The following is a 23,676-nucleotide window of genomic DNA, read 5'->3' on the forward strand; positions in this document are numbered from 1 at the left end:
AAGCGGCTCCGACCGGCGGCGGGACCGAGTTATCCACAGGGTCGCCACCCGCGGCGCGATGGTGTCCTAGGTTGGCCTCATGGACAGCCCCGACGTCGTCGTCCTCGGCAGCATCAATATGGATCTGGTGACCAGCACGCCGCGGCGGCCCGCGCCGGGTGAGACCGTGCTCGGGTCCGGATTCGCGACGGTGCCCGGCGGCAAGGGCGCCAACCAGGCGATCGCCGCCGCCCGCTCGGGTGCGCGGGTGCGGTTCCTCGGCGCGCTCGGCGACGACGCGTTCGCCGACGAGCTGCGGGCGACACTGCGCGAGGCGGGCGTCGACACGGCCCTGGTGCGCCGGGTCGAGGGCCCAAGTGGCGTCGCCTCGATCGTGGTGGACGGGTCCGGCGAGAACAGCATCATCGTCGTGGCGGGCGCGAACGGCCACGTGACCGAGTTGTCCGAGGCCGAGCTCGCCGCGATCGCCGCGGCCGACATCCTGCTGTGTCAGCTCGAGATCCCGCTCGACACCGTCGTCACCGCCGCCCGCCACGCGGCCGCCGCGGGCACCGTCGTGGTGCTCAACCCGTCGCCGGTCGCACCGCTACCCGCCGGGCTGTGGGCGGACGTGGATGTCGCGATCGTGAATTCCCTCGAGTACGAGCGGTATTCGGCGGAGCTGGCGGGCGTCGCACACGTGGTACGCACCCTCGGCGCGGACGGCGCGACCTATCGGGGCGCCGACGGGACGCAGCTGTCGGTGGCGGGCAGGACGGTCGACGCGGTCGACACCACCGGCGCCGGAGACGCGTTCACCGGCGCGCTCGCCGCCACCTGGACCAGCGGCCCGCACACCGCACTGAACTGGGCAAACACCGCGGGTGCGCTGGCGACCACCGTGCTCGGCGCCAGCGCGTCGATTCCCGACCGCGCCCGGATCGCCGCCGCGCTGCCGACGGACTGACCCGCCGGGCACACAGCGCTGCCGACACCCGCCAACACCTCGAAAATCGTTCTCCCACAGTCGAACAGCACGGCACTAGAACTCTCGGGGCGCGGAAATTCGGATGCGGGTGCCGACCCCGTGCGCCTACCGTCGTCGATACATCGAAGAAAGGACCGAACCATGTTTCCCGTCGAGCTGCGCGGTACCAGGGCGCAGACGCTCATGTGGGCAGAGGAGCACGAGATCGAGCAGGCCGCCCTGCGCCAGCTGCGGAACATCGCCGCGCTGGAATGGGTACACGGACTGCGCGTGATGCCCGATGTGCACCTGGGTAAAGGCGCGACGGTGGGGTCGGTCATCGCGATGCGCGACGCGGTGGCGCCCGCGGCGGTCGGCGTCGACATCGGGTGCGGGATGGAGAGCGTGAAGACCGACCTCACCGCGGCCGATCTGCCCGACGACCTGCGCTCGCTGCGCAGCCGGATCGAGCGGGCCGTACCGGTCGGCTTCAACGCGCACAAGAACGCGGTCGACGTCACCGCGCTGCACGCGGGCTCGCACGGGCACTCGGCGCGGACCAAGGGTTGGGAGCAGTTCTGGCGGTCCTTCGGCGACCTGCATCCCGGGGTGTCCTCGCTGGAGTCCAAGGCGCACAAGCAGATCGGCTCGCTCGGCGGCGGCAACCACTTCATCGAGGTCTGCCTCGACCAGGACGACGCGGTGTGGATTCTGCTGCACTCCGGCTCGCGCAACATCGGCAAGGAACTGGCCGAGCGGCACATGGCGATCGCGCGGAAGCTGCCGCACAACGGGTCGCTGCCGGATCGGGATCTGGCCGTGTTCCTGGCGGGGACCCCGGAGATGGCGGCCTACCGGCGCGACCTCACCTGGGCCCAGGACTACGCGGCGCGCAATCGCGCGGTGATGCTGTCGCTGGTGTGCCGGGCGGTGCGCGAGGAGTTCGGTGCGCGGACGGTGGGCTTCGACGAGCCGATCAGCTGCCATCACAACTATGTGGCCGAGGAGATCATCGACGGGGTGCCGATGCTGGTGACCCGCAAGGGTGCCGTGCGCGCGGGCGCGGGCGATCTGGCGCTGATCCCGGGCTCGATGGGCACGCGGTCCTACGTGGTGCGCGGTAAGGGGAATCCGGCCTCGTTCCAGTCGGCCTCGCACGGTGCGGGTCGGCGGATGAGCCGGACCGCGGCGAAGAAGCAGTTCACCGTCGCGGATCTGGTGGCCCAGACCGAGGGTGTGGAGTCGCGCAAGGACGCGGGCGTGGTCGACGAGATCCCGGCCGCGTACAAGGACATCGACGAGGTGATCGCCGCGCAGGCCGACCTGGTGGACGTGGTGGCCACGCTGCGGCAGGTGCTCTGCGTCAAGGGCTAGCTGTCGGTGGGGTCGGGCAGTATGGGGACATGACCTCAGCGGCTGGCAGTGACGTGCTCGACCTGATGGCTCCTGACCTGCGGGAACGGGCCGAGGAACTGGTGCGTGAACTGGCCGGTCCGGATGCCCGGCTGCGCGAGGACCAGTGGACCGCCATCGAGGCGCTGGTGGTGCAGCGGCGGCGGGCCTTGGTCGTGCAGCGCACGGGATGGGGCAAGTCGGCGGTGTATTTCATCGCCGCCAAGCTGCTGCGCGGTGCCGGGCGCGGGCCGACGGTGATCGTCTCGCCGTTGCTCGCGCTCATGCGCAACCAGGTGGCCGCCGCCGAACGGGCGGGGGTGGTGGCGGCCACCATCAACTCGGGCAATGTCACCGAGTGGGACGAGATCCATCAGCGGGTGGCCGAGGGCGGTGTCGACGTGCTGCTGGTGAGTCCGGAGCGGCTGAACAACCCGGATTTCCGCGACCAGGTGCTGCCCCGGCTGGCCGCCGACGCCGGGCTCGTGGTGATCGACGAGGCGCACTGCGTCTCGGACTGGGGCCACGATTTCCGGCCTGACTACCGCCGCATTCGCACCCTCATCGCGGATCTGGGTTCGGATGTTCCGGTGCTGGCGACCACCGCCACCGCCAACGACCGGGTCGTCACCGATGTGGCCGGGCAGATCGGCACCGAGACGCTGGTACTGCGCGGCACCCTGGACCGCGAGTCGCTGCACCTGTCGGTGGTGCGTTTCGACGACGCGGTGCAGCGCACGGCATGGCTCGGCGAACAGCTGCACCGGCTGCCGGGTTCGGGCATCATCTACTGCCTCACCGTCGCCGCCGCACATGATCTGGCCGACGTGCTCACCTCGCACGGCCACACCGTGGCCGCCTACACCGGCCAGACCGACCCGGCCGAACGCGAGGCGCTCGAAGCCGCGCTGCTGAACAACGAGGTCAAGGCCCTGATCGCCACCTCGGCACTGGGTATGGGCTTCGACAAACCTGATCTCGGGTTCGTGGTGCACGTGGGCGCGCCGTCCTCCCCCATCGCGTACTACCAGCAGGTGGGTCGTGCCGGGCGCGGCACCGAGCGGGCCGAGGTGGTGTTGCTGCCCGGCCCCGAGGACGCCCGGATCTGGAGCTACTTCGCCTCGGTCGCCTTCCCGCGCGAGCACATCGTGCGCGCGGTGCTCGCCGCGCTCGACCAGGACCGGCCGCTGTCGACGGTGGCGCTGGAACCGCTGGTGGAACTGAACCGCTCGCGGCTCGAGATGGTGCTGAAGGTGCTCGACGTGGACGGGGCGGTGCGCCGGGTGCGCGGTGGCTGGCTGTCCACCGGCCAGGAGTGGACCTACGACACCGAACGCTACGAACGGCTCGCCGCCGCGCGCGACAGCGAACAGCAGGCGATGATCGACTACCAGTCGACCACGACCTGCCGGATGACCTTCCTGCGCCGCCAGCTCGACGACCCCGGCTTGGCCGCCCTCGACGCCACCACTCCCGGCTGCGGGCGCTGCGACAACTGCACCGGCACCCGGGCCGACACCACCGTCGACGAGGCCGCCGTCGCGGCGACCAGGGCCCGGCTGGACCGTCCCGGCCTCGACCTCGCCCCGCGCAAGCAGTGGCCCACCGGAATGGCCAAGCTGGGCGTCCCGCTCTCGGGCAAGATCACCGCAGGCGCCGAGACCGGGCGGGTGCTCGGCAGGCTCACCGATCTCGGCTGGGGCAGGCGGCTGCGCACGCTGCTCGACGGACCGGACGCACCGGTGCCCGACGCGGTGTTCGACGCCTGCGTCGCCGTGCTGCGCGACTGGACCTGGACCACCCGTCCGACCTCGGTGCTCGCCCTGGAGTCGCCGGGGCATCCGCAGCTCACCGCGAGCCTGGCCGCGCGGCTGGCGCAGGTCGGCAGGCTCGACGACCTCGGCACCCTACGCGCCCGCCCGGACCGACCACCGGTGTCGGCGGCGAATTCGGCGCACCGGGTGGCCGGGCTGTTCGACTACTGGGAGGTCCCCGATCTGTCCGGGGTCGCGGGCCCGATCCTGCTGGTGGACACGCTCACCGACACCGGCTGGACGATGACGGTGGCCGCGCACGCCCTGCGCACCAGCGGCGCCGAGGCGGTGCTGCCGTTCGCGCTGGCCACCCCGACCTGACCCACCGAACCCGCCCCGCACGGCGTGTGAGGGCTGCCCGCATCACCCGCGGTCCCGTACCCTCAGTCCATACGCGCAGGTCAACCGGCCGATACGGAGTCGTCATGACGTCCACCGCACCGCAGAAGCTTCCCCCGCTCCCCGTGCTCCGCGCGATCGATCGGGTGCGCGCCGCACTCGGGAGCCTGTACCGGAACCTGGTTCCGGGCCATATCGCGCTGCTGGAACTACAGATCGCCGGATTCCTCTCGCAGGCGATCAGCACGGCCGCCGAGCTCGGGATCGCCGACGAGTTGGCGGGCGGTCCGCGCACGGCGGCCCAGCTGGCACGGGCGGTCGAGGCCGACGAGGAAGGACTGCGCAGGCTGATGCGCCTGCTGGTGAGCTACGGCGTGTTCGCGCAACGCCGCGACGGTTCCTACGCGCTCACCCGCATGGGTGACACGCTGCGCAGCGATGCCCCGGTGACCCTGCGCGATGTGTCGAAGTTCTTCGGTTCGACGTTCCATCGCAGTCACTGGTCGCATCTCACCGACGCGGTGCGCACCGGCGAGGCCGTCGGCCCGGCCATCGACGGGTCGAGTTTCTTCGAGTACGCGGCCACCCATCGCGATGTCGGCGAACTGTTCGACCGGGCGATGACCAGCATCGGCACCCTGTCGACCGAACCGCTGCTGGCCGCCTACGATTTCGGCCGGTTCGGCACGCTCGTCGATGTCGGCGGCGGGCAGGGCGGGCTGCTCACCGAGATCCTCGGCAGGCATCCGGCGGCGCGCGGCATCGTGTTCGACCTGCCGACCGTGGTCGACGACCTGGCCGCCGAACTCGAGGCGGCCGGGCTGTCGCAGCGATGCGCGGTGGAGGCCGGGTCGTTCTTCGAGAAGGTGCCCGACGGGGGCGACGCCTACCTGCTCAAACACATCCTGCACGACTGGTCCGACGAGCAGGCCGAACAGATCCTGCGCACCATCCGGCTCGCGATGAACCGGTCGACGACGCTGCTGGTGATCGAACTGGTGCTGCCCGAGGACGACCGGCCGCATCCCGGCAAGTTCATCGATCTGGAGATGCTGGTGAACACCGACGGCGGCCACGAACGCACCGAGACACAGTTCCGCGAACTGCTCGCGCGCAGCGGTTTCACCCTCACCCGCACGGTGCACACCGCCGCGCCGGACTGCGTGCTGGAGGCGGTCGCCCGCTGAGTCCGGCTCGACACGCCGCCACCGATTGTGTGTGGCACCCGGCACCAGTGCTTCAATGCGGCTATGACCAGGACCACATTTGCTCGATCCCTGATGGCCGTCGCCGCGGGCTGTGCGGCCGGATTCACCCTTTTCACCGTGCCCGCCCAGGCGAGCAACGAGAACCCCCTCGACTGCGCGGGCGTGCCCGGCGCCCAGGCCGCGGCCGACCGGGAGAGCGCCGCACGCGGTATCCCGATCACCCCGCTGTGCTTCAGCGGCGGCCTCTACAGCGGCATCCACGCCGGCATCCCGCTGGCGGTGCTCAACCCGCTGACCATGCCCGGTACCGCGAGCGTGTGCGTGGACGAGCGCGGAACCGTCGAGGCGGCCGCCCGGTTCGAATGGACCGACCGTGTCCACGTGATGCCCATGTGCATCCAGAACCGCGCGTTCGGCGTCTACGAGCTCTAGCTCCGCCGGTCGCCGTCCCACCGCGCCGCCGGAACATCCGTGGCGCGGTGGGTCCGCTCGGTTAGGGTTGGCCGGTGGCCAAGTCAGCGACTCCGGCTGTCGAACTGCCGGTCGGCGAGCACACGGTGCGGGTGAGCAACCCGGACCGGGTGTACTTCCCCGAGCTGGGCGCGACCAAGCTCGACCTGGCGCGCTACTACCTCAGCGTGGGCGACGGCATCGTCAACGCGCTGCGCGACCGGCCCTGCATGCTGCACCGGTTCCCGAAGGGCCTGCCCGGCGGGAAGGTGCATCAGAAGCGGTTGCCGGGCGGTGCGCCGGACTGGATCTCGACGGTGCGCGTGTATTTCCCGCGCTACGGCAGGCACGCCGACGAATTGTGCGTGCAGGAACTGGCCGACGTGATCTGGGCGGTCCAGATGTCGACGGTGGAGTTCCATCCGTGGAACTCCCGGGCCACCGACACCGAGTCGCCCGACGAGTGGCGTATCGATCTCGATCCCATGCCGGAGTGCCCGTGGTCGCGGGTGCGCCGGGTCGCGCACGTCGTGCACGAGGTGCTCGACGAGCTGGGCGCGGTGGGCTGGCCCAAGACCTCCGGTGGGTCGGGGATGCACGTCTATGTACGGATCGCGCCGGAGTACGGCTTCCAGCAGGTGCGCCGGGCGGCGCTCGCGTTCGCGCGGGAAGTGCAGCGGCGCGCGCCCGCGGACGTGACCACGGCCTGGTGGCGCAAGGATCGCGATCCGGCCCAGCTGTTCGTCGACTACAACCAGAACGCGCGCGATCACACCATCGCCGCCGCGTACTCGGTGCGCGGGGTGCCCGCGGCGACGGTGTCGACGCCGGTGCGCTGGACCGAGATCGACGACATCCACCCCCGCGATTTCACCCTCGCCACCGTGCCCGCCCGCTACGCCGAACTCGGCGATCTGCAGGCCGGGATGGACGAGGCCGTGTTCGACATCGCCGGGCTGCTCGAGCTGGCCGACCGGCACGGCGTGGACGAACCGGTCGATCTCGACGAGTAGCGGAACCCTTCCGCGCGGGCTGATCGCCGGGCTGCGCGGGCGCGCCCGAACAGGAAGAATCGACACTCCCACCCGGAGCCGCCGCGCGCACCGGTCGAGCCCATGTCCCAGGAGGTCTCTGTGCAGCAATCCGCGACCACGATCGCGATCGGACCGGATCAGCCGGCCTCGCGCCTGCTGGAGAAAGCCGTGCTCGGGGCGGGTGCGCGGATCGGCGCGCTCGACGATGCCGAGGCCCTGATCTGGATCGGCTCCCCCGGCGAGTTCCCGCGGACGCTGCCCGCCTCCGTCCGCTGGGTGCAACTGCCCGCCGCGGGCATCGAGGACTACTTCGGCGCGGGCGTGTTCGAGGCCCACCCCGGCGTGACGTTCACCTCCGCGGCGGGCGCGTTCGCCGACAGCGTCGCCGAGCACGCGCTCACGCTGCTGCTGGCGGGCGTGCGGTATCTGCCCGAACACTTGCGGGCGAGGACCTGGCAGCAGCGCGAGTTCTTCCCGCACGTGGGGTCGTTGCGGGGCAAGACGGTGACGATCGTCGGCGCGGGCGGCATCGGCCGCGCCCTGATCCCGATGCTGGTGCCGCTGGGCGCGCACGTGATCGCGGTGAACCGGTCCGGCCGTCCGGTCACGGGGCCGGGCATTCCCGACGACGTGGAGACCGTGCCCGCCGATCAGCTGAACCGGGTCTGGTCGCACACCGACCACGTGGTGATCGCCGCGCCGGCGACCGCGCAGACCCGGCACCTGATCGGCGCGGAGGAACTGGCCCGGCTCAAGCCGTCCTCGTGGGTGATCAATGTGGCCCGGGGCAGCCTGGTGGACACCGAGGCGCTGGTCGACGCGCTCACGCGGGGCGCGATCGGTGGCGCGGGGCTCGATGTCACCGAGCCGGAGCCGCTGCCCGACGGTCATCCGCTGTGGAGCCTGCCCAACGCGATCATCACCCCGCACGATTCCAACCCGCCGCAGTTGCGGCTGGCCGCGTTCGCCGATCACGTCGGCGCGAATGTGGCCCGGTTCGTCGCGGGCGAACCGTTGCACGCGCTCATCGACCCGGACCGGGGTTACTGAACGACACCCGGAAAGCTTCCGTTCGGAGGTATGCCGGGTGAACGGTGGGCCGGAATCGGACAGTACCGATAGGCTGTCGTGGTCCTGGCTCGGTAAGGATGGGATCGGCAATGGGATGGACCTTCACCGCTGACGAATTCGCGCACGTCTGGCGGGAATCGGGTCAGGATCGCCTGCCGTTTCCGATCCGCGTGCTGGAATCACCGCACACCGAACACGAGGCGGCCCGGCTGCGGTCCGGGCTGGAGCAGCGACTACCCAGCGGCGGCGATCCCGACCTGACCGCCTGTCTGCGGATCATCGCCGCACCGCACGCCAGGATCGTGCTGGTCGGCGGCGGGCACACACCGGGCAGCGAGATCCGCCTGCTCGCCTGTGCCGTATACGACCGGGCGGTGCTGGTGCGCCAGGAACCCGGCAACCGGCCCGATTACGGTGGCAGCGTGCGGGTTTCGATCGGGCACACCGCGGGCATGGGCGCCCGGATCACCGCGTGCCTGCCCGACACGCCGCCGGGCCGCGAACCGGCACGCGAAGCCGCCACCGAGGCCGTGCGCGACGAGGAGACGGTGATCGCGACGCACCCCGCGGTGCCGCGTATCCAGCGATTATTACGTCGTCAGCACACCGCGGAGGGGCATATCCGCATCGAGACCGGGCTGGACCGCAGCGTGCCCGCCCCACCGGTGCACTACAGCTGGATCGACGTCGCCGCCGACGGCCGTTACCTGCTCAGAGCAGGGGAAACGGTGCACGTGGTGCCCGCGACGACCGGTCAGCTCGCCGCCCAGCTCCAGCGCAGGCTGGCACCGGCGCACAGTTCGCACAGCAGAAGGTCCGGCTAGCCTGGACCACGAACGCTTCATCTGGAGGGGAGACGCGATGACGATCGAGAGCAGCAGGGCCGAGATCTCCCGGTTCCGCACCGCCGCCGCGACGGGGACGCTGAAGTTCGAGCCCGAGGCCGCACGCCGCTGCGCCGAACTCTACGAACAGCAGGCCGACCAGCTCGGGCAGTTACGTCAGCGCCTCGAATCCGCCTCCGAGGCAGGCGGATTCGGTGGTTTCGTCTCCGCGCAGCAGTTACAGGCCGGCTTCGCGCACAAGGCGCGCGACGCGGCCTCCCTGATCGATCACTACATCGAGGCGGCCTACCGGATGAAAGAGGCGTTCCTGCTCAGCGGCGGGCTCTACGACGAGGCCGACGCCGCGGCCGCCGCCGCCCTGCGGGCCGTCGAAACCCGGATGCGCTGATGAGCGGAACCGACCCCACCTACATCAGTGCCATGGAGCATTTCGAATCCATGCCGCACGAACAGATCCACGCCCGCACCCAGCAGATCGACGCGAGCGCGATCCTCGGCGCCTCGATGGCCTGGCTGGAGGCCGCGGCCGCGCTGAGCACCACCATGCCCATCACCAAGGCCGACGCCGAGCGGGTGATCAACGAGGCGGGCTGGGAGGGCGCCGCCGCCGAGGCCGCCTTCGCGGGCACCCGCGGTTTCGCCGCCGCGCTGGACGAACTGGCCGGGGTGGCAGCCGAAGTCGGCGCCCGGCTGGGCGCAGTGGCGGCGGCCGCCGAAGCGGTGAAACTCGCGGTGGTCGCGCCCGGTGATTCGGGACCGATCGGGACCATCGCGCGACTGCTGGAGTCGGCCAAGGTGATCGACGCCCAGATGGCGACCGAGGCGCTGCGCCAGGAAGCCGTGCTGGCGATGAACATGATCTACAAGCCCGCGTATTCGCTGGCGGGCACCGGGGTTCCGTCCCTGCCCGCTCCCCCCGGTGCGCGAGGACAGGAATCGCCTGCGACGCCGTCGCGACCGCAGACCACCCCCGCCCAGCCACAGCTCGGAACACCGCAAGGTGTTGCCCCGGAAGGTGATTCACCCCAGAACCCCGGCACCTCGCCGTCACCGGAAACGCCCGCACCGACCGACAGCGCCCCGGAGTCCCCGGTCACGCCTCCCCCGGCCGACAGCGCGCCCACGGAAGGCACTCCGGCCCCCACCGACAACTCACCCGCACCCGGCGGCAACACCCCCACGCCGGCGGCTCCGACCGAGTCATCCGCGCCGCCATCGACCCACGCGCCCACCACACAAGCCGACCCCCAGCCGACGGAGACACCGACCCCGCAGGACTCGGCCCCGACGACAGAAGCTCCGGCACCGACCCAGGAACAGCCGGCGCAACCGGCACCGCCGCCGAGCGATTCCCCGACGAGTCCGCCTGCCCCCACGTCGGAACAACCACGCGAGCCATCGCCCCAGCCCGAACCTCCCACCTCGACCTCGGAACAACCAGCGCCGCAGGAGCCGCCCGCCCCCTCGCCGCAACACGAGCCGCCGGCCGAGCCCGAATCCCCCACCCCGACTTCGGAACAGCAAGCGCCGCAACCGCAACCGAGCGAACCACCGGCCCAGCCCGCACCTACGACGCAGCAACCCGCGCCGGAACCGGACCCACCGGCGCCCACGTCGCAGCAGCCGGCTCCCCCGCCGCCGGAACAGCCTGCGCCGCCGCCTGTTCCGGCCCCGCTCCCTCCGGTCCCGAGTGGACCCGACATGTCGGATCCGGGTGGGCAGCCGGGTGTCACCGGGCCCATTCCGGGGGCGGAGAGCCCGCGACCCGCGCCGCCACCGCCGGCACCGGCGGACCTGGATCAGCCGGGAGTTGTTCCGCCGCAACGGTGATCGTCAGCACCGGGCGCGGTGCCGGTGGCCGAAGGAGAGATCGTGGACTACGCGTTGTTCCTGGGTACGCTCGCCTCGCTCGTGGTCGGGATCGACCAGCTCGGTCGCTGGGCCGAGCGACGCGGCTGGGTGCACTGGCGCCGCTCGGGGAGCGCGGGGGCCGCGGGGATGCTCGCTCCGGTGGACGAGGTGTTCAACCCGGCGTCGCGGCATGTCGTCGAGGAACGGGAGTCGCGGCAGCTGGTGCGCGTGGAGGTGGGTGACGGGCGTGAGCTCGATCTCTCGACGCGCACGGTGTATCTGCGGCGGGAAGGGTCCGCGGTCAGACCTTGACCAGGTCGTCGGCGTGGATGACCGGGCGCTGCATCGTCTCGGGGAGCTCGGTGGTGGAGCGGCCGAGCATGGTGGTGAGTTCGGTGCTGTCGTATTCGACGACGCCGCGGGCGATGACCTGATCGTCGGGGCTCACCAGGTCGACCACGTCTCCGCCGAAGAAGCGGCCGCGGATACCGGTGACACCGGCGGCGAGCAGGGAGCGGCGTTCGGTGACGGCGGTGACGGCACCCGCGTCGAGCAGCACCGCGCCGCGGGTGTCGGCGGCATGGCGGACCCAGAACTTGCGGCCGGACAGCCGGACCGGGCGGGCGGCGAAGGCGGTACCCACGGTGCCGTCGGTGAGGGCGGTCGCGGCGTCGGCGGCCGAGGCCAGCAGCACGGGGATGCCCGCGTCGGCGGCCAGGCGCGCGGCCGAGAGCTTGGAGGCCATGCCGCCGGTGCCGAGCGCGCCGCCGCTGCCCGCGATGACACCGTCGAGATCGGCGCTGCTGCGGACCTCGGGGATGAAGGTGGCGGCACCCTTGCGCGGGTCGCCGTCGTAGAGTCCGGCGACATCGGAGAGCAGGATCAGGGCGTCGGCGCCGACCAGGTGCGCCACCAGGGCGGCGAGGCGGTCGTTGTCGCCGAAGCGCAGTTCCTCGGTGGCGACGGTGTCGTTCTCGTTGACCACCGCGACCGCGCCGAGCGACCGCAGCCGGTCCAGGGTGCGCTGGGCGTTGCGGTGGTGCTCACGGCGGGCGAAATCGTCGGCGGAGAGCAGGATCTGGCCGACGGTGCGGTCGTAGCGCGCGAACGAGGTACCCCAGGCGTGCGCCAGCGCCAGCTGGCCGACACTGGCGGCGGCCTGCTTGGTGGCGAGGTCCTTGGGCCTGCGCGACAGGCCCAGCGGCGCGATGCCGGCACCGATCGCCCCGGAAGACACGACCACCACGTCCGACCCCGCGCGCATCCGCGCTTCCACGGCGTCGGCGAGCCGGTCGAGCCGGTCGGTGTCGAGACCGCCCTCGAGGCTGGTCAGCGCCGACGACCCGATCTTCACCACGACCGAACGCGCCGACACGATGGCCTGACGCGCCACGCTCACTTCCGAACCCACCTGCATAGCCATACTCCTCGGCCGGACCCTACTTCCCGTCCTCGTCGAGCAGACCGCGCCGCGCGCGCGAGGCGAGCTTGCGCTCGGCCGCGCCGACCCGGTCGTTGTTCTCCAACCGCACGTCGGTACCGCGGCCGGTCGGCACGATGTCGACGCCCGCGGAGATCTGCGGCTCCCATTCGAACGACACGTCACCGATGGTCACCGAGCAGCCCGGCTGCGCGCCCTGCTTGACCAGTTCGGCTTCCACGCCGAGGCGGGCCAGGCGGTCGGCCAGGTAGCCCACGGCCTCGTCGTTGTCGAACTGGGTCTGGCGCACCCATCGTTCCGGGCGGGTGCCGCGCACGATGAAGCCGCCGGGCTCCTGCGGATCGGCGATCACGCTGAAGCCGGACTCGTCGGTCGCGATCGGACGGATCACCGGGCGCTTCGGGGCAGCCTTGGGGTGCTCGTCGCGGTACTGGCGGACCATGTCGGCCAGCGCGAAGGTCAACGGGCGCAGGCCCGCGCGGCTCACCGCGGAGATCTCGAAGACCGGCCAGCCGCGCTCGGTGAACTCGGGGGTGACCATCTCGGCCAGCTCCGCCCCGTCGGGCACATCGGTCTTGTTGAGGATCACCACGCGGGGCCGGTCGGCCAGATCGCCCAGGCTCTCGTCGCCGGTCAGTGCCGGCTTGTAGGCGGCCAGTTCGGCCTCGAGCGCGTCGACATCGGAGACCGGGTCGCGGCCGGGTTCCAGGGTGGCGCAGTCGACCACGTGCGCGAGCACCGCGCAGCGTTCCAGATGACGCAGGAAGTCCAGACCGAGGCCGCGGCCGTCGCTGGCGCCGGGGATCAGGCCGGGCACGTCGGCGACGGTGAAGGTGGTGTCGCCGGAGGCCACCACGCCCAGGTTCGGGACCAGGGTGGTGAACGGGTAGTCGGCGATCTTGGGCTTGGCAGCGGACAGCACCGAGACCAGCGAGGACTTGCCCGCCGACGGGAACCCGACCAGGCCGACGTCGGCGACCGACTTCAGCTCGAGGACCAGGTCCAGCTCTTCGCCCTCTTCGCCGAGCAGCGCGAAGCCGGGCGCCTTGCGCGCCTTGGAGGCCAGCGAGGCGTTGCCCAGGCCGCCGCGGCCACCCTTGGCGACGACGAACTGATTGCCCGCGCCGACCAGGTCGACGACGACCTTGCCGTCCCCGTCGACCACCACGGTGCCGTCGGGCACCTTGAGCACCAGATCGGTGCCCTGCTTGCCGTCGCGGTTGCCGCCCTCGCCCGGCTTGCCGTTGCCCGCCTTGGCGTGCGGGTGGAAGTGGAAATCGAGCAGGGTGTGGACATTGGCGTCGACTTCGAGGATCACGTCCCCGCCGTTGCCGCCGTTGCCGCCGTCGGGCCCGCCCAGCGGCTTGAACTTCTCACGGTGCACCGAGGCGCAACCGTGTCCACCTCTACCGGCACGAACATGAAGCACGACGCGGTCGATGAATTTGGACATGGGTTGATCCTCCTCCTTCTGACTGGTCGTTGGCGGTAGGGGGTGACGGACACGACAGAGCGGGTCAGGGAAGCAACCCTGACCCGCTCTGGTGTCCGTGGGGAGCTGACGCTCCAGGCGGTCAGGCCTGGACCGGCTCCGGGACAACGATGTTGACGGTCTTGCGGCCACGCTTGGTGCCGAACTCGACCGCGCCCGCCGCGAGGGCGAACAGGGTGTCGTCGCCGCCACGACCGACGTTCACGCCGGGGTGGAAGTGGGTTCCACGCTGACGGACGAGGATCTCGCCCGCGCTGACCTTCTGGCCACCGAAGCGCTTCACGCCGAGGCGCTGGGCGTTCGAATCACGACCGTTCCGGGAGCTGGATGCACCCTTCTTATGTGCCATTGCTTCGTCTCCTCGGGATGTCTTACTTGATGCCGGTGACCTTGATGACCGTCAGCGGCTGACGGTGACCCTGGCGCTTGTGGTAGCCGGTCTTGTTCTTGAACTTGTGGATCCGGATCTTCGGGCCCTTGGTCTGGTCGACGACCTCGGCGGCCACGGAGATCTTGGCCAGCTTGTCGGCGTCGGTGGTCAGATCGGCGCCGTCGACGACGAGAACCGGGGTCAGGGCCACGGCGGTGCCGGGCGCGCCCTCGATCTTCTCGACCTTCACCAGGTCACCGACCGCGACCTTGTACTGCTTTCCGCCGGTCTTGACGATTGCGTACGCTGCCATCGGTCGGCTTCCTCCACTCACGTTGGTCCTGCACATGTTCGCGCCACAGCTGCGACGCGGTATTTCTGGGCTCATCCCCGCATCGGCGGGGGAAGAACTTCGGCTGCCTGCGGAATCACCCGGCCGTAAGACCGGATGCCCAATCGCGGGGCAGCGACCGACCTAGGCTACCAGAACGGTAACCGCTCCCCCAATTCGGCCGGTCAGGGCCGAATCGGGGGGCCGACGGGTCAATTCGACTCGGGTGCCGGCGCGCCCGCGGGACGGCCCACCGCGCGACGGCGCGGCTTGCGTTCCGGGACGACGACGGGCTCCGCGGCGAAGTCCACCACGGCGGCGGGCGGCTGCTCGCTCGACGAGAGGACGAACACCGCGCCCGAGCTGTCCGGTGCCGGGGCCGCGGTGGAGCGGGCCACCCGGCGCCTGCGCGTGCGGGGCGCGGGCTCCTCGGCGACCGGTGCGGGCTCGGGTTCGACGGCTTCCGGCTCGGTGGCCGCGACTTCCGGCTCCGCACCCTCGAACACGGCGGCCGCGGCTTCGGTGACCGTGGCCTCCGGTTCGGCGGCTGCGGCGTCGGTGACCGCTTCGCTGTCGGCGGGCTCCGTTTCCGCGACCGCCGGGGCCTCGGTATCGGCGGCCTCCGGCTCGGCCGGGATGACCCCGGTCAGCGCCGGGCTCTCCGTGGCCGTCTCCGACTGCGATCCCGCGCTGCGGCTGGACCGGCGCGAGCGTGAACGCGACCGCCTGGTCGGCTCGGCGGGCGCCTCGGGCGCGACCTCGGCCGTCGTGGCCTCGGCGGTCTCGGCCGTCGGCTCGTCGGTGGGTTCGCCGTCCTCGCCGTGGTGGGCGGCCATCGCGAGCGCGACCGGATGGGCCCGCTTGACCGCGATGTCCTCCTCACCGTGCTCGGGATGCGGTGCGGTGCCGTTGGACGCGGGAGCGGCGGCCGCGGGCTGCTTGTCGCGGTCCTTGTCCTTGCCGCGGCGGCGGCGCGAACCGCCCTCCTTGGCGCGCGGTTCCTCGGTGCCCGACCCGGCGTCGACCGGGTAGGAGTGCACCAGGATGCCGCGGCCGTGGCAGTGCTCGCAGGTGGTGGAGAACGCCTCGACCAGGCCGGTGCCCAGCTTCTTGCGGGTCATCTGGACCAGGCCCAGCGAGGTGACCTCGGAGACCTGGTGACGGGTGCGATCACGGCCCAGCGCCTCGGTGAGACGGCGCAGCACCAGATCGCGGTTGGACTCGAGCACCATGTCGATGAAGTCGACGACGATCATGCCGCCGATATCGCGCAGCCGCATCTGGCGCACGATCTCCTCGGCCGCCTCCAGATTGTTCTTGGTGACGGTCTCCTCCAGATTGGACGAGCCCGAACCGGTGAACTTGCCGGTGTTGACGTCGACGACGGTCATCGCCTCGGTGCGGTCGATCACCAGGGTGCCGCCGGAGGGCAGCCACACCTTGCGGTCGAGTGCCTTGGCCAGCTGCTCGTCGATGCGGAAGGCGTCGAACACGTCGACCCCGTTGTTCTCGTGCCGGTTCACCCGCGGCAGCAGGTCCGGCGCGACGGTGCGCACGTAGTTCTCGACGGTGCTCCAGGCGCGATCACCCTCGATGACCAGCCGGGCGAAGTCCTCGTTGAACAGGTCGCGGATGACCTTGACCAGCATGTCGGGCTCTTCGTAGAGCGCCTTGGGTGCGTCCTTGCCCGCGCCCTTGGACGCCTCCTCGATGGTGCGCCAGGTGGCCTGCAGCCGCTCGACGTCGCGGGCCAGTTCCGGCTCGCTGACACCCTCGGACGCGGTCCGGATGATCACGCCCGCGTCGGCGGGCACGATGTCGCGCAGGATCTCCTTGAGCCGCTTGCGCTCGGTGTCGGGCAGCTTGCGGCTGATCCCGGTGGAGGTGCCGCCCGGCACGTACACCAGGAAGCGGCCCGCCAGCGAGATCTGGGTGGTCAGGCGGGCGCCCTTGTGCCCGACCGGATCCTTGGAGACCTGCACCAGCACCTGGTCACCCGGCTTGAGCGCCTGCTCGATCTTGCGTTCCTTGCCGCCCAGACCGGCGGCCTCCCAGTTCACCTCACCGGCGTAGAGCACGCCGTTGCGGCCGCGGCCGATGTCGATGAACGCCGCCTCCATGCTGGGCAGCACGTTCTGCACCTTGCCGAGGTAGACATTGCCCACCATCGACGCCTGGCCGGAACTGGTGACGAAGTGCTCGACGAGGATGTTGTCCTCGAGCACCGCGACCTGGGTGGTGATCTGATGACCCGGAGCGTGCTCGGCGGCGTCGAACGCCTTCTCGCGCACGACCATCACCCGGTCCACCGCCTCGCGGCGGGCCAGGAACTCCGACTCGGTCAGGATCGGCGGACGGCGGCGCCCGGCCTCGCGACCGTCGCGGCGGCGCTGGCGCTTGGCCTCGAGCCGGGTGGACCCGGAGATGCCCTGCACCTCGTCGGACCCGGACCGGCCGCGGCTCTTGTTGCGCGGCTCGCGCTCGTGCACGACGGTGTTGGGCGGATCGTCCTCCGAGGACGCGTCCTCACCGGACTCACCACCGACCTTGCGGCGACGACGGCGGCGACGGCGGCGGCTCGCGCCCTCGGGCAGCGCGTCCTCGTCGTCCTCGTCGGAGTCCTCGGCCTGCTCGGCGGACTCGGTGCCCGGCTCGGTCGCGGCGGCGGGCTCGTCGTCGGTGTCGGACTCGTCGGTGTCGGTGTCGTCGCCGTCGGCGGACTGCTCGCCCCGGCCACGGCCACGGCCACGGCGGCCCCGGCGGCGGCGGCGCGGCTGACCGTCGGCGTCGTGGTCACCGGACTGGTCGGCATCGGCGTCGGTGGTGTCGGTGGTGACCTCGACGGCCTCGTCCTCGATCGCCGCGGGCTCGGTCTCCGGCTCCTCGGCCGCAGTGGCGGGCTCGTCGGCACGCTTGGTCGTGCGGGTGGTGCGGCGGCGCTTGCGGGCCTCTTCGGCGGCGGTGGCGTCCGGCGGCAGGAACAGCGGCGCGGCCACGGCGGGCGCCTCGAAGGCGACCGGCTCGGCCGGGGCGGGGGTCTCGGTCACCCGGTGGGTGAACAGCCCGGTGTGCGCGTCGTCGGCCGTCGGGGCGAAGACCTCATCGGTGCGCGCGACCTCGGGGGCGGAGAACAGGGTCGCGGCAGGCGCGGGGACGGCGGCCGGTTGCTCGGCGGCGGGGGCGGTGGCGGCGGGCGCCGGGGATGCTGGGGATTCGCCGGTCTCGGCGTCGGCGGCGATCGCGTCGCGCACGGTCTCGGCGACCGCGCGGTCGACATTGGATTGGACGCTGCGCGCCTCGGTTCCCAATTCGGCCAGTTTGGCCAGGATGCGCTTGCTGGTCACTCCCAGTCGCTTGGCCAGTGCATGAACTCGAATTCGCTCCGGCAATTGATCGGCATCCTGTTGTGTTGTGTCCAGCGGCTCTTGTTCGGCCACGAAGTCTCCTCGGGCCCCCGGGCGCGTCCATCCCCGGTACGGGTGTACGCGGCCGACGCGGGGGCATCGTCCGTGCACCTCGCACCCGATGGTGCGAGGGTCATCTGGTCTCGCCCCGTGCGTCCGGTCGCGCCTGGAATCGATCATCTGGCGGGCCAACCGGTCACACGGCGCCTGGCTGTACGGTGACGCCGCGTTTCGAGCGCTCATCCAGCGTGCCTGCGCGAGCGCCCCCAGCAACAGGGCCGCCCGTGGCAGCGATGATCGGCATCCAACCGCGATGTCATCCGGTCATGTCCGGCGCCGCTGTCACGTACCTGCGCGACAGGGTCCGGCATCGAACACGTCCGTAATCAGTATCCCATACGGTTCGCGCGAGGATCGCCATCGGCGCAACTCACCCGAACTCCGCGTCACTCGAGCTCGTCGCGCCCAGCACGGGCGCGACGAGCGAGAACAGCAGATCAAGCAGGAAATTCGGGGAACCAGAGCGCGATCTCGCGCTTGGCGGACTCGGGCGAGTCGGAACCGTGGACCAGGTTGAACTGGGTCTCCAGACCGAAGTCGCCACGGATGGTGCCGGGGGTGGCCTTCTCGACCGGGTCGGTGCCACCGGCGAGCTGACGGAACGCCGCGATCGCGCGCGGACCCTCCAGCACGGCCGCCACGACCGGGCCCGAGGTGATGAACTCGATGAGCGAACCGAAGAACGGCCGCTCGGCATGCTCGGCGTAGTGCTCTTCGGCGAGCGCCACGGACACGTTCTTCAGCTCCAGTGCCTTGAGGGTGAGGCCCTTGCGCTCGATGCGCGCGAGCACCTCGCCGGCGAGTCCACGCGAGACACCGTCCGGCTTGATGAGTACCAACGTCTGCTCAGTCACGCAGCAACATTAGCGTCGCCTGCGGCGCCGCGCTGAGCGGCCCCCTGAGCCGCTCAGGACTCCGTGCGTTTCATGCGCTGACTCGGCAAGAGGCCGGCATCCATTCGGCGCTGGACATCCGCGCGCAGCGTGAGGATGAAGGCCCATACCGCGACGAACACCAGGCCGATGATGCCGATCGAGAGGTGGATGAAGGTGCCCAGCAGCAACAGCACCTGCAGGCCGATGGTGAACGGGATCGCCCACGGCTTGCGCTGCACTCCGGCGCCCAGGATCATCAGCACCGACAGCACCACCAGGTAGGTGCCGGAGAACCAGGTGACCCCGCCGCCGACGTCGGCGACCACCGGCAGCGCGAGCAGCACCACGATGGCCTCGAGGATCAGGGTGCCCGCCATGACGCCGCGCAGGCCCTTCCAGGGATCGGTGGCCGGGGGTGGGACCTCGCTCATGAGGGAGCCTTTCCGAACAGGGCGCGCGCGGCGCCCGCGGTCACCACCGACCCGGTGACGATCACGCCCGCACCCGAGATGACATCGCCGTCGTCGCCGGCCTGTTCGGCCAGCGCGATCGCCGATTCCAGCGCGTCGGGCAGGGTGTCGGCGGTGATCACCCGTTCGTCGCCGAAGCGCTGCACGGCCAGGTCGGCCAGCGCGTCGACGTCCATCGCCCGCGGCGAGCCGTTGCTGGTCACCACGATCTCGTCGAAGACCGGCTCGAGGGCGTCGAGGATGCCCGCCGCGTCCTTCTCGGCGAGCACCGCGACCACGCCGACCAGCTTGCGGAAGTCGAACTCGGAGGTCAGCGTGTTCGCCAGCGCCTGCGCGCCCGCCGGGTTGTGCGCGGCGTCGACGAAGATCGTCGGCGCGTTGCGCATGCGTTCCATCCGGCCCGGGCTCGCCACGCTCGCGAATCCGGCGCGTACCGCCTCGATGTCGAGCTGACGCTCGGCACCGGCGCCGAAGAACGCCTCCACCGCGGCCAGCGCCAGCGCGGCGTTGCGCGCCTGGTGCTCGCCGTGCAGCGGCAGGAAGATCTCGTCGTAGACCCCGCCGAGGCCCTGCAACGTGAGCAGCTGACCGCCGACGGCGACGGCGCGTTCCAGCGGCAGGAACTCCGAGCCCTCGCGCGCCACCGCCGCGTCGGCCTCCACGGCACGGCGCAGCAGCACGTCCATGACCTCGGGCTCCTGCTGGGCGATCACCGCGACGGTGTCGACCGGGATCAGCTGCTCGGGGGCGCGCTTGATGATCCCGGCCTTCTCCTTGGCGATCGACTCGAGGTCGGGGCCGAGGTATTCGGTGTGGTCCAGGCCGATCGGGGTGATCACCGCGACCTGCCCGTCGATGACGTTGGTGGCGTCCCAGGTGCCGCCCATGCCGGTCTCGACCACGGCCACGTCGACCGGCGCCTCCGCGAACGCGGCGTAGGCCATGCCGGTGAGCACCTCGAACTTGCTCATGGCCGGGCCGTCCGCCGCGGCGGACTGCTGGTCGATCATCGCGATGTAGGGCTCGAGCTCGCGGTAGGTCTCCACGTAGCGGGCCGGGCTGATCGGGGCGTTGTCGATGCTGATCCGCTCGGTGGCCAGCTGCAGGTGTGGGCTGGTGATCCGGCCGGTGCGCCGGTGCAGGGCGGTGAGCAGCGCGTCGATCATCCTGGTCACCGAGGTCTTGCCGTTGGTGCCCGCGATGTGGATGGCCGGGTAGTTGCGCTGCGGGTTGCCCAGCAGGTCCATCAGGGTGGCGATCCGGGTGAGCGAGGGCTCGATCTTGGTCTCGGGCCAGCGCTTGTCCAGTTCGGCTTCGACCAGCGCCATCTCGGCCAGCTCGACCGGGGACGGGCCGTCACCGAGCCGGGCCGCGGTGTAGTCCTCGCCCCCGAACTCCGGGTCCGGCTCGGTGTCGCTCACTTGGCGCTCAGCTCCGCGAGACGGGCACCGATGCGCGCGACCTCGGCGGCGGCCACGTCGCGGCGGCCGGTGATCTTGTCGACCACCTGCTGGGGCGCCTTGGCCAGGAACTCCGCGTTGCCGAGCTTGGCGGTGGTCTGGTCGAGGTCCTTCTGGGCGACCGCGAGGTCCTTCTCCAGCCTGCGGCGCTCGGCGACCAGGTCGATGGCACCGGAGGTGTCGAGCTGGACGGTGACCGTCGCGCCGGACAGGCGCACCTGCACCTCGGCGGTGGTGGCGAAATCCTCGCCCGGTTCGGTGAGCCGGGCCAGGTTGGCCACCGGGGCGGCGAAACCGGCCAGGCCCGCCTCGTCCAGGCCCACCAGGGTGGCCTTCACCTTCTGCTTGTCGGCCAGGCCCTGGTCGCTGCGGAAGCGGCGGATCTCGGTGATCAGGCGCTGCGCGTCGGCGACGCGCTGGGCGGCGACGGTGTCGGTGGCGACCCCGCTCGCGGCGGGCCACGGCGCCACGACGACCGACTCACCGCCGGTCAGCGCCTTCCACAGCGTCTCGGTGACGAACGGGATCACCGGGTGCAGCAGGCGCAGCACCGCGTCGAGCACGGTGCCGAGCACCACCGCGGTGCTCTCCGCGCGCGCGTCGGACTCGGCGAACTGCACCTTCGACAGCTCCAGGTACCAGTCGCACAGTTCGTCCCAGGCGAAGTGGTAGAGCGCCTCGCAGGCCTTGCCGAACTCGTAGGCGTCGAAGGCCGCGTCGACCTCGGCGCGCACCTCGTCGAGCCGGTCGACGATCCAGCGGTCGGTGTCGGTGAGCGTCTCGCGCGGGGGCAGCTCGCCCGAGCGCGCGCCGTTCATCAGCGCGAACTTGGTGGCGTTGAACAGCTTGGTGACGAAGCTGCGCGAGGCCAGCGCGTGCGGTTCGCCGACCGAGAGGTCGCCGCCGGGCTGGGCGCCACGGGCCAGGGTGAAGCGCAGCGCGTCGGCGCCGTAGGAGGTGATCCAGTCCAGCGGGTCGATGCCGTTGCCGCGCGACTTGGACATCTTCTTGCCGTGCTGGTCGCGGATGAGGCCGTGCAGGAAGACGTCCTCGAACGGCACCTGCTTCTGCCCGCCCTTGCCGACGGTGAGCACCGGGTCGTCGCTGACGAACATGCCGAACATCATCATCCGGGCCACCCAGAAGAACAGGATGTCGTAACCGGTGACGAGCACGCTGGTCGGATAGAACTTGGCCAGTTCCGGCGTGGCCTCGGGCCAGCCCATCGTGGAGAACGGCCACAGACCGGAGGAGAACCAGGTGTCGAGCACGTCCGGGTCCTGCACCCAGCCCTCGGGGGCTTCCTCGTCCGGACCGAGACAGACGATCTCGCCCTCGGGGCCGTACCAGATCGGGATGCGGTGGCCCCACCACAGCTGCCGCGAGATGCACCAGTCGTGCATGTTGTCGACCCAGTCGAACCAGCGCGGTTCCTGGCTGGCCGGGTGGATCTTCACGTCACCGTCGCGCACGGCGTCACCGGCGGCCTTTGCGAGGGACTCGACCTTGACCCACCACTGCATCGACAGGCGCGGCTCGATCGGCTCGCCGGAGCGCTCGGAGTGGCCGACGCTGTGCACGTACGGCCGCTTCTCGGCGACCACGCGACCCTCGGCGGCCAGGCGCTCGCGCACCTTCACGCGGGCCTCGAAGCGGTCCATGCCGTCGAATTCGGTTCCGGTGCCGGTGATCCGGCCGCCCTCGTCCATGATCGTCGGCATCGGCAGGTTGTGCCGCAGGCCCATCTCGAAGTCGTTGGGGTCGTGCGCGGGGGTGATCTTCACCGCGCCGGTGCCGAACTCCGGGTCGACGTAGTCGTCGGCGATGATCGGGATCTGGCTGCCGGTGATCGGGTGGTAGACGGTGGTGCCGATTATCGCCGCGTAGCGCGGGTCGTCGGGGTGCACGGCCACGGCGGTGTCACCGAGCATGGTCTCCACGCGGGTGGTGGCCACCACGACGTGCGGTTCGCTGTCGTCGAGCGAGCCGTAGCGCAGCGAGACCAGCTCGCCCTCGACGTCCTTGTAGTCCACCTCGAGGTCGGAGATACCGGTCTTCAGCACCGGCGACCAGTTCACCAGGCGCTCGGCCCGGTAGATCAGGCCCGCGTCGAACATGCGCTTGAAGATGGTGCGCACGGCGCGCGAGAGGGTGTCGTCCATGGTGAAGCGGTCGCGGCTCCAGTCCACGCCGTCACCGAGCGCGCGCATCTGCCACTGGATGGCGCCGCCGGACTCGCGCTTCCAGTCCCACACCTTGTCGATGAACAGCTCGCGGCCGAATTCCTCTTTGGTCTTGCCGTCGGCGGCGAGCTGCTTCTCCACCACGCTCTGGGTGGCGATGCCCGCGTGGTCCATGCCCGGCAGCCACAGCACTTCGTAACCCTGCATCCGCTTGCGGCGGGTGAGGGTGTCCATCAGCGTGTGGTCCAGGGCGTGGCCCATGTGCAGGGTGCCGGTGACGTTCGGCGGCGGCAGCACGATCGAGTAGGCGGGCTTGCCGCTGCTCGCGTCGGCGCCGAAATATCCAGCGGCTACCCAGCCCTCGTACAGGTCGGCCTCTACCTCGCCGGGGTTCCAGCTCTTGGGCAGGGCATCGGCACGATTACGCGAGTTGTCTGGGGCTGCGCTGGTCACCCACCAATCCTAAGGGGCTCCATCAACCACGTTTACGCCCACCTCACCGTGGGCCGAACAACCACATCCCGACCTCGAGGAGGGATCGCCGACGAAGTCGGCGGTTCGCGCCCGTCCCGTCGATCAGGTGCCGTGGCGTACGCGACGAAGGAGCAATCCACCGTGGCTGTTCGACGGGACAGATCGG

20 protein-coding genes are annotated in these 23,676 nt (G+C 70.9%); 11 read left to right on the forward strand and 9 right to left on the reverse strand.

Going from position 1 to position 23,676, the window contains the following annotated elements; all coding sequences use genetic code 11:
- The first annotated feature begins 79 nt into the window (after positions 1-79).
- The 11 genes from ACWEMY_RS02060 (at position 80) to ACWEMY_RS02110 (ending at position 11,262) form a co-directional block, all read left to right on the forward strand.
- Entirely contained in the window at positions 80-946 is an 867-nt protein-coding gene (locus tag ACWEMY_RS02060) for a ribokinase (protein ID WP_452388486.1), read from the forward strand.
- Between the two features lie 162 nt (positions 947-1,108).
- Positions 1,109-2,320, forward strand: coding sequence for an RtcB family protein (locus ACWEMY_RS02065; RefSeq protein WP_452388487.1), 1,212 nt, complete (start codon positions 1,109-1,111; stop codon positions 2,318-2,320).
- Between the two features lie 29 nt (positions 2,321-2,349).
- A complete protein-coding gene (locus tag ACWEMY_RS02070) occupies positions 2,350-4,473 on the forward strand; it encodes a RecQ family ATP-dependent DNA helicase (RefSeq protein ID WP_452388488.1) in 2,124 nt (707 codons plus the stop codon).
- 104 nt (positions 4,474-4,577) lie between these two features.
- On the forward strand, positions 4,578-5,678 hold the full coding sequence (locus ACWEMY_RS02075) for a methyltransferase (protein ID WP_452388489.1): 1,101 nt from the start codon (positions 4,578-4,580) through the stop codon (positions 5,676-5,678).
- Between the two features lie 63 nt (positions 5,679-5,741).
- Positions 5,742-6,131 (forward strand): hypothetical protein, encoded by a 390-nt coding sequence (locus ACWEMY_RS02080; RefSeq protein WP_375936599.1) that lies wholly within the window; start codon positions 5,742-5,744, stop codon positions 6,129-6,131.
- A 74-nt stretch (positions 6,132-6,205) separates the two neighbouring features.
- On the forward strand, positions 6,206-7,162 hold the full coding sequence (gene ligD, locus ACWEMY_RS02085) for a non-homologous end-joining DNA ligase (protein WP_452388490.1): 957 nt from the start codon (positions 6,206-6,208) through the stop codon (positions 7,160-7,162).
- 102 nt (positions 7,163-7,264) lie between these two features.
- On the forward strand, positions 7,265-8,233 hold the full coding sequence (locus tag ACWEMY_RS02090; protein WP_452388491.1) for a D-isomer specific 2-hydroxyacid dehydrogenase family protein: 969 nt from the start codon (positions 7,265-7,267) through the stop codon (positions 8,231-8,233).
- A 110-nt stretch (positions 8,234-8,343) separates the two neighbouring features.
- A complete protein-coding gene (locus ACWEMY_RS02095) occupies positions 8,344-9,078 on the forward strand; it encodes an ESX secretion-associated protein EspG (protein ID WP_452388492.1) in 735 nt (244 codons plus the stop codon).
- Between the two features lie 37 nt (positions 9,079-9,115).
- A complete protein-coding gene (locus tag ACWEMY_RS02100) occupies positions 9,116-9,487 on the forward strand; it encodes a hypothetical protein (RefSeq protein ID WP_375936610.1) in 372 nt (123 codons plus the stop codon).
- Positions 9,487-10,929: a hypothetical protein gene (locus ACWEMY_RS02105; protein WP_452388493.1), complete on the forward strand. Its 1,443-nt coding sequence runs from the start codon at positions 9,487-9,489 to the stop codon at positions 10,927-10,929. The genes ACWEMY_RS02100 and ACWEMY_RS02105 overlap by 1 nt, the downstream gene beginning before the upstream one ends.
- Positions 10,930-10,971: 42 nt before the next feature.
- Complete coding sequence (locus ACWEMY_RS02110) at positions 10,972-11,262, forward strand: DUF6191 domain-containing protein (RefSeq protein WP_452388494.1); 291 nt, start codon at positions 10,972-10,974, stop codon at positions 11,260-11,262.
- Here the strand turns inward: ACWEMY_RS02110 and proB are convergent.
- The 9 genes from proB to ACWEMY_RS02155 all read right to left on the reverse strand — a co-directional run bounded on the left by proB (position 11,252) and on the right by ACWEMY_RS02155 (position 23,489).
- Complete coding sequence (gene proB, locus ACWEMY_RS02115; protein WP_375936617.1) at positions 11,252-12,367, reverse strand: glutamate 5-kinase; 1,116 nt, start codon at positions 12,365-12,367, stop codon at positions 11,252-11,254. The two genes, ACWEMY_RS02110 and proB, sit on opposite strands and share 11 nt — an antisense overlap.
- A 22-nt stretch (positions 12,368-12,389) precedes the next feature.
- Positions 12,390-13,844 (reverse strand): GTPase ObgE, encoded by a 1,455-nt coding sequence (gene obgE, locus ACWEMY_RS02120; protein WP_452388495.1) that lies wholly within the window; start codon positions 13,842-13,844, stop codon positions 12,390-12,392.
- A 121-nt stretch (positions 13,845-13,965) separates the two neighbouring features.
- On the reverse strand, positions 13,966-14,232 hold the full coding sequence (gene rpmA / locus ACWEMY_RS02125) for a 50S ribosomal protein L27 (RefSeq protein WP_067486232.1): 267 nt from the start codon (positions 14,230-14,232) through the stop codon (positions 13,966-13,968).
- Positions 14,233-14,254: 22 nt separating this feature from the next.
- Positions 14,255-14,566 carry a 50S ribosomal protein L21 gene (gene rplU / locus ACWEMY_RS02130; RefSeq protein WP_302874528.1) on the reverse strand — a complete coding sequence of 104 codons (312 nt, stop codon included), beginning with the start codon at positions 14,564-14,566 and terminating at the stop codon, positions 14,255-14,257.
- A 230-nt stretch (positions 14,567-14,796) separates the two neighbouring features.
- Positions 14,797-18,021 (reverse strand): translation initiation factor IF-2 N-terminal domain-containing protein, encoded by a 3,225-nt coding sequence (locus tag ACWEMY_RS02135; RefSeq protein WP_452388496.1) that lies wholly within the window; start codon positions 18,019-18,021, stop codon positions 14,797-14,799.
- Between the two features lie 464 nt (positions 18,022-18,485).
- A complete protein-coding gene (ndk, locus tag ACWEMY_RS02140; protein WP_375936628.1) occupies positions 18,486-18,902 on the reverse strand; it encodes a nucleoside-diphosphate kinase in 417 nt (138 codons plus the stop codon).
- A 53-nt stretch (positions 18,903-18,955) separates the two neighbouring features.
- Positions 18,956-19,354, reverse strand: a complete 399-nt coding sequence (locus tag ACWEMY_RS02145; protein WP_452388497.1) for a DUF4233 domain-containing protein — start codon at positions 19,352-19,354, stop codon at positions 18,956-18,958.
- Entirely contained in the window at positions 19,351-20,814 is a 1,464-nt protein-coding gene (gene folC / locus ACWEMY_RS02150; protein ID WP_452388498.1) for a bifunctional tetrahydrofolate synthase/dihydrofolate synthase, read from the reverse strand. Before folC ends, ACWEMY_RS02145 begins: the two co-directional genes overlap by 4 nt.
- Complete coding sequence (locus ACWEMY_RS02155; RefSeq protein WP_452388499.1) at positions 20,811-23,489, reverse strand: valine--tRNA ligase; 2,679 nt, start codon at positions 23,487-23,489, stop codon at positions 20,811-20,813. The genes folC and ACWEMY_RS02155 overlap by 4 nt, the downstream gene beginning before the upstream one ends.
- Positions 23,490-23,676: the final 187 nt, after the last annotated feature.

This window comes from Nocardia sp. NPDC004415 (assembly GCF_053602435.1).

Excerpts from the sequence above, each read along its gene's own strand:
- ACWEMY_RS02080 (WP_375936599.1), top strand. The coding sequence starts at position 5,742 with ATGACCAGGACCACATTTGCTCGATCCCTGATGGCCGTCGCCGCGGGC.
- ACWEMY_RS02070 (WP_452388488.1), top strand. The coding sequence starts at position 2,350 with ATGACCTCAGCGGCTGGCAGTGACGTGCTCGACCTGATGGCTCCTGAC.
- rpmA (WP_067486232.1), bottom strand. The coding sequence starts at position 14,232 with ATGGCACATAAGAAGGGTGCATCCAGCTCCCGGAACGGTCGTGATTCG.
- ACWEMY_RS02095 (WP_452388492.1), top strand. The coding sequence starts at position 8,344 with ATGGGATGGACCTTCACCGCTGACGAATTCGCGCACGTCTGGCGGGAA.
- ACWEMY_RS02100 (WP_375936610.1), top strand. The coding sequence starts at position 9,116 with ATGACGATCGAGAGCAGCAGGGCCGAGATCTCCCGGTTCCGCACCGCC.
- ACWEMY_RS02065 (WP_452388487.1), top strand. The coding sequence starts at position 1,109 with ATGTTTCCCGTCGAGCTGCGCGGTACCAGGGCGCAGACGCTCATGTGG.
- ACWEMY_RS02105 (WP_452388493.1), top strand. The coding sequence starts at position 9,487 with ATGAGCGGAACCGACCCCACCTACATCAGTGCCATGGAGCATTTCGAA.
- ACWEMY_RS02060 (WP_452388486.1), top strand. The coding sequence starts at position 80 with ATGGACAGCCCCGACGTCGTCGTCCTCGGCAGCATCAATATGGATCTG.
- rplU (WP_302874528.1), bottom strand. The coding sequence starts at position 14,566 with ATGGCAGCGTACGCAATCGTCAAGACCGGCGGAAAGCAGTACAAGGTC.
- ACWEMY_RS02145 (WP_452388497.1), bottom strand. The coding sequence starts at position 19,354 with ATGAGCGAGGTCCCACCCCCGGCCACCGATCCCTGGAAGGGCCTGCGC.
- ACWEMY_RS02075 (WP_452388489.1), top strand. The coding sequence starts at position 4,578 with ATGACGTCCACCGCACCGCAGAAGCTTCCCCCGCTCCCCGTGCTCCGC.
- proB (WP_375936617.1), bottom strand. The coding sequence starts at position 12,367 with ATGCAGGTGGGTTCGGAAGTGAGCGTGGCGCGTCAGGCCATCGTGTCG.
- obgE (WP_452388495.1), bottom strand. The coding sequence starts at position 13,844 with ATGTCCAAATTCATCGACCGCGTCGTGCTTCATGTTCGTGCCGGTAGA.
- ACWEMY_RS02090 (WP_452388491.1), top strand. The coding sequence starts at position 7,265 with ATGTCCCAGGAGGTCTCTGTGCAGCAATCCGCGACCACGATCGCGATC.